Source organism: Arthrobacter sp. 2YAF22_2, assembly GCF_052114645.1.
Taxonomy (GTDB): Bacteria; Actinomycetota; Actinomycetes; order Actinomycetales; family Micrococcaceae; genus Arthrobacter.
Genome location: NZ_JBFRFD010000277.1, coordinates 1 through 4,940, shown reverse-complemented (window position 1 = coordinate 4,940; position 4,940 = coordinate 1). Strand labels below are relative to the sequence as shown.

General features: G+C 67.3%; 4 protein-coding genes. All 4 read left to right on the top strand.

What is annotated here, in order from left to right; translation table 11 throughout:
* Positions 1 to 240 precede the first annotated feature (240 nt).
* Positions 241 to 2,001: a CTP synthase gene (locus AB4Y86_RS12035; protein WP_441402459.1), complete on the top strand. Its 1,761-nt coding sequence runs from the start codon at positions 241 to 243 to the stop codon at positions 1,999 to 2,001.
* Positions 2,002 to 2,028: 27 nt separating this feature from the next.
* Entirely contained in the window at positions 2,029 to 2,691 is a 663-nt protein-coding gene (locus AB4Y86_RS12030) for an NUDIX domain-containing protein (RefSeq protein ID WP_441402457.1), read from the top strand.
* A 104-nt stretch (positions 2,692 to 2,795) separates the two neighbouring features.
* Positions 2,796 to 3,737 (top strand): site-specific tyrosine recombinase XerD, encoded by a 942-nt coding sequence (gene xerD, locus AB4Y86_RS12025; protein WP_441402458.1) that lies wholly within the window; start codon positions 2,796 to 2,798, stop codon positions 3,735 to 3,737.
* 169 nt (positions 3,738 to 3,906) lie between these two features.
* On the top strand, positions 3,907 to 4,940 hold a 1,034-nt coding region (locus tag AB4Y86_RS12020; protein ID WP_441402456.1), incomplete at its 3' end, for a DUF222 domain-containing protein.

Genomic DNA, 4,940 nt, shown 5'->3' with positions numbered 1-4,940 from the left:
GGTCCGGGAGCTGGCCCGCATGCTGGCCGGGCAGGAGGACTCCGAGTCGGCCCGCGCACACGCCCAGGAGCTCCTGGACGACGCCAAGCTGTTGCCGCAACAGGCGTAACCGGGACCGTCGTCGTTGCCGGGACGGGACGGGACGGGCTCGGCCGCCGCAGGCCGGGCCGGGACTGGGATGACGATCACAGCGGTGTTTTGTCGAGGCAATGATCAATGGACGCTAGGAGGGCCGAAATGGTGATAGGCTCGAATTCCGTGGTGCAGCGATCAAATTCCCGTGTAAATTCCCGGTTTCCGGGCTCGTCCAAGACGACCAAACACATCTTCGTTACCGGTGGTGTGGCGTCCTCGCTCGGTAAGGGACTGACGGCTTCGAGCCTCGGTCACCTCCTGCGGGCACGCGGCTTGTCTGTAACAATGCAAAAGCTCGATCCCTATCTGAACGTGGATCCGGGCACGATGAACCCCTTCCAGCACGGCGAAGTCTTCGTGACCGACGACGGCGCCGAGACGGACCTCGACATCGGCCACTACGAGCGCTTCCTCGATGAAAACCTCGAGGGTTCGGCCAACGTCACGACCGGYCAGGTCTACTCCACGGTCATCGCCAAGGAACGCCGCGGCGAGTACCTCGGSGAYACSGTSCAGGTCATCCCGCACATCACCGATGAAATCAAGCGCCGCATGCGGCTGCCGGCCGAGGTGAAGAACGCCCCCGACGTGATCATCACCGAAATCGGCGGCACGGTAGGCGACATCGAGTCGCAGCCGTTCCTCGAATCCGCCCGCCAGGTCCGCCAGGACATCGGCCGCGGAAATGTGTTCTTCCTGCACGTCTCACTCGTGCCGTACATCGGTCCCTCGCAGGAGCTCAAAACCAAGCCCACGCAGCACTCCGTTGCCGCGCTCCGCTCCATCGGCATCCAGCCCGAAGCGATTGTGATCCGTTCGGACCGCGAAGTCCCGCAGCCCATGCGCGACAAGATCGGCCGGATGTGCGACGTCGACATCGACGCCGTCATCGGTTGCCCGGACGCACCGAGCATCTACGACATCCCCAAGACACTGCACTCCCAGGGCCTGGATTCCTACATCGTCCGCGCCCTCGACCTGCCGTTCAAGGATGTCGACTGGACCAGCTGGGACAAGCTCCTCGACGCGGTTCACAACCCCAAGCACGAGGTGGAGATTGCCCTCGTGGGCAAGTACATCGACCTGCCTGACGCTTACCTGTCCGTGACCGAGGCGCTGCGTGCCGGCGGCTTCGCCAACAACACCAAGGTCAAGATCCGCTGGGTCCCTTCGGACGAATGCGAAACCCGCGAAGGTGCGGTCAAGTCCCTGGACGGCGTGGACGCGATCTGCGTTCCCGGCGGCTTCGGCATCCGCGGCCTCGAAGGCAAGCTTGGCGCCCTGAAATACGCCCGCGAAACCAAGCTCCCGGTCCTCGGCCTGTGCCTGGGCCTGCAGTGCATGGTGATTGAATACGCCCGCAACGTGGTTGGCCTCGAAGGAGCGTCCTCCTCGGAATTCGAACCGGACTCCAAGTACCCGGTCATCGCCACGATGGAAGAGCAGCTCGACATCGTGGAGGGCAGGGGAGACCTGGGCGGCACCATGCGCCTGGGCCTCTACGAAGCCAAGCTGGACGAGGGCTCGGTTATCGCCGAAACGTACGGCACCACCAAGGTCAGCGAACGCCACCGCCACCGCTACGAGGTTAACAACAAGTACCGCGAGCAGATCGCCGCCCAGGGCCTGGTGTTCTCCGGAACCTCACCCGACGGCAAGCTGGTGGAGTACGTGGAACTTCCCCGTGAAGTCCACCCGTACTACGTTGCCACGCAGGCGCACCCGGAGCTAAGCTCACGGCCGACCCGCCCGCATCCCCTGTTCGCGGGACTGGTCAAGGCCGCCCTGGACCACCAGCACGGCCCCGCCAAGCCAGCGGGGACTGCCAAGGCTGCTGCCAAGTCGGCTCCGGTAGAGTCCAAATAACTACCAACTGAATCAAAGGACGGCGCGATGCCCGGTAAGCCTGAGACCCCCAATGCTGCACGGCAGGTTTCGGATGAGCCGAGCCCGCGCCGTCTTTTGTCTTCGGAGAAGGTCTACCAAGGCCGGATCTGGGATGTTGTCAGCGACAGCTTCCAGCTGAACGACGACGGCGAGCCCCTGGTCCGCGACTACATCGACCACCCCGGCGCCGTGGCCGTACTCCCGATGAACGACGACGGCGAGATCCTGCTGATCAAGCAATACCGGCACCCGGTCGGTATGGCCCTCTGGGAGATTCCGGCCGGACTGCTTGATGTCGAGGGTGAGGACTTCGTTGTTGGGGCGGCCCGGGAGCTCGCCGAGGAAGCCGATCTCGTGGCTGGGCGCTGGGACGTGCTGTCCGACTTCTTCAATTCACCTGGTTCCTCCAGCGAAGCTATCCGCATCTACCTGGCCCGGGACTTGAGCGACGTCCCCGGCCACGAACTGCACGTCCGCACCGACGAGGAAGCCGAAATCGAACTGCACTGGATTCCGCTCGACGACGCGGTCCGGGCAGTGCTGGAAGGGCGCCTGCACAACCCATCCGCCGTCGTCGGGATCCTCGCCGCCGCCGCGGCCAGGGCCGACGATTTCCGGGGCCTCCGTCCGGGCGACGCGCTCTGGCCGGCCCACCCCAGCCAGCGCTGATGACCGGGCTGCTGGCGGCCGAACCGCCCGCCGTCGAACCGGCCGCAGTCGGAGCTCCCGCCCAGCCGTCGGCTGCCCGGCCACCGACCGCCGTTGACCGGGCGATGACCGACTACCTCCAGCACATGGGGGTGGAGCGCGGTCTCGCCGCCAACACCCTGTCCGCCTACCGGCGGGACCTTGCCCGCTACGCCCGGCATCTCGCCGCGGCCGGACGACGCCGCCCCGAAGAGATCACCCGGCGCGACGTGACTGCTTTCGTCCAGGCCCTCGCCGATGGGTCCGACGGCGGCTCCGCCTTGGGCGTGCGCTCGACAGCCCGGACCGTCGTCGCGGTCCGTGGCTTACACAAGTTCTGGGCGCTGGAAGGTGTCACCCCGACCGACCCTGCCAGTGACGTACACCCGCCGATGCCGGGCAAACGGCTGCCCAAGGCCATCACGGTCGACGAGGTCACCCGCATCCTGGAAGCAGTCGGGACGGACACAGCCACCGGTCTCCGTGACAGGGCCCTGCTCGAGTTCCTCTATTCCACCGGTGCACGCATCAGCGAGGCCGTCGGCCTGGACGTCGACGATATCTCGCTGCAGGGGGACGGGGAACCCGGCAGCGCCGGTCCCGGAAGTGAGGGCCCCGCCATCGTCCGACTGTTCGGCAAAGGCTCGAAGGAACGGCTGGTGCCGCTGGGATCCTTCGGCGCGCGGGCCTTGGACGCCTACCTGGTTCGCGGCCGGCCGCTGCTGGGAGCCAAGGGCAAAGGCACCCCCGCGCTGTTCCTCAATGCACGGGGCGGCCGCATCAGCCGGCAAAGCGCATGGACCATCCTGAAGGCCGCGGCGGAGAAAGCCAACATCACCAAGGACGTCTCGCCCCACACGATGCGGCACTCCTTCGCCACCCATCTGCTCGAAGGCGGGGCGGACGTACGCGTCGTACAGGAGCTCCTGGGCCACGCTTCCGTGACCACCACTCAGGTCTACACGCTGGTCACGGCAGACACGCTGCGGGAAATCTATGCCGCAGCGCACCCAAGGGCGCTAGGCTGAGCCGCAGGCGCCTCGGCGAGGGACGCCGTTGTTGGCCGCTTGCCGGCTGCTCCGGGCCATCGGCCCAACTTCCCCTCATCCTCACCTTGCTTTTCGCTCGGCGGCGGTGTGTCTGAACCTAGTCGTGGTCGCTTCGTTAATTGTCGGTGCCTGCTTCTAGTGTGGGGTTATGGAGAGCGGAGCGGCTTGGAGTGCGGAGATCCGGGAGGCCCTGGCGGCCGTCACCGCGTCCGCTGCTGCTCTGGATGCTCTTATTGACGAAGGAGTCGAGCCCACCGATCCGCTGCGGAGACTGGCGGATGACTGCCTGGACGCCCTGGCCGAGGCCGCCCGGTGGGAGGCTCGGATGGCGGCGTTGAAGGTTCGGCTGACCGCTGAGTACACCCGGGTGGCCGACGCCCTGGCGCCGCCGGCGCGATCCCCGCAGGAGTGCACCGCGCGGGAGATGGCCACCGTCTCCGAGCTCGCCTGCGTCCTGACCGTGAGCGAACGGGCCGCGGGGGCGCTGATGTCCGAAGCCCGGACCTTGACGGCGGCGCTGCCGCTGACCCTGCGAGCCCTGCAGGCCGGAACGATCTCTTGGCAGCACGCCAGGATCGTCGTGGACGAAACTGCGACTCTGGACCCGGCGAGTGCGGCCGCGCTGGAAGCGCACTTCCTGGACCCCGACGCGCCCAACCCCGCCCGCGGATGCCCGGCCGGGGAGCTCGTCCCGGGCCGGTTCCGGGCGAAGGCACGCGCCTGGCGAGAACGTCACCACACGGTCAGCATCGAGAGACGCCACGCCAAAAGTGCCGAGAACCGGCGGATCGAATACAGCCCCGACCGGGACGGCATGGCCTGGCTATCCGCCTACCTGCCTGCCGATACCGCCGCAGGGATCTGGGAACGCGCAACCGCTGCCGCCCGCAGCCTGCAAGGCCCGGCGGAGCCCCGCACCCTGACCCAGCTCCGCGCCGACGTCGCCTCGACGTGGCTGCTGCGCGGCGGCGCTGACTCCCGCACGCCTGACGGCGCAACTGGCGACGGTGGCATGGCTCTGACCGGGGGTGTGCCGTCTCCCCGGGCCCAGGTCCTGATCACCGTTCCCGTCATGTCCCTGCTCGGCTGCACGGAGGAACCGGCGACGCTGGACGGTCACGGCCCGATCCCGCCGTCGATGGCCCGCCGCCTCATCAGTGACGGCGCCGATTCTTTGTACCG

What these genes read in the sequence shown, in the direction of transcription:
- AB4Y86_RS12030 (WP_441402457.1), top strand. Translation starts at nt 2,029, where the DNA reads ATGCCCGGTAAGCCTGAGACCCCCAATGCTGCACGGCAGGTTTCGGAT.
- xerD (WP_441402458.1), top strand. Translation starts at nt 2,796, where the DNA reads ATGACCGACTACCTCCAGCACATGGGGGTGGAGCGCGGTCTCGCCGCC.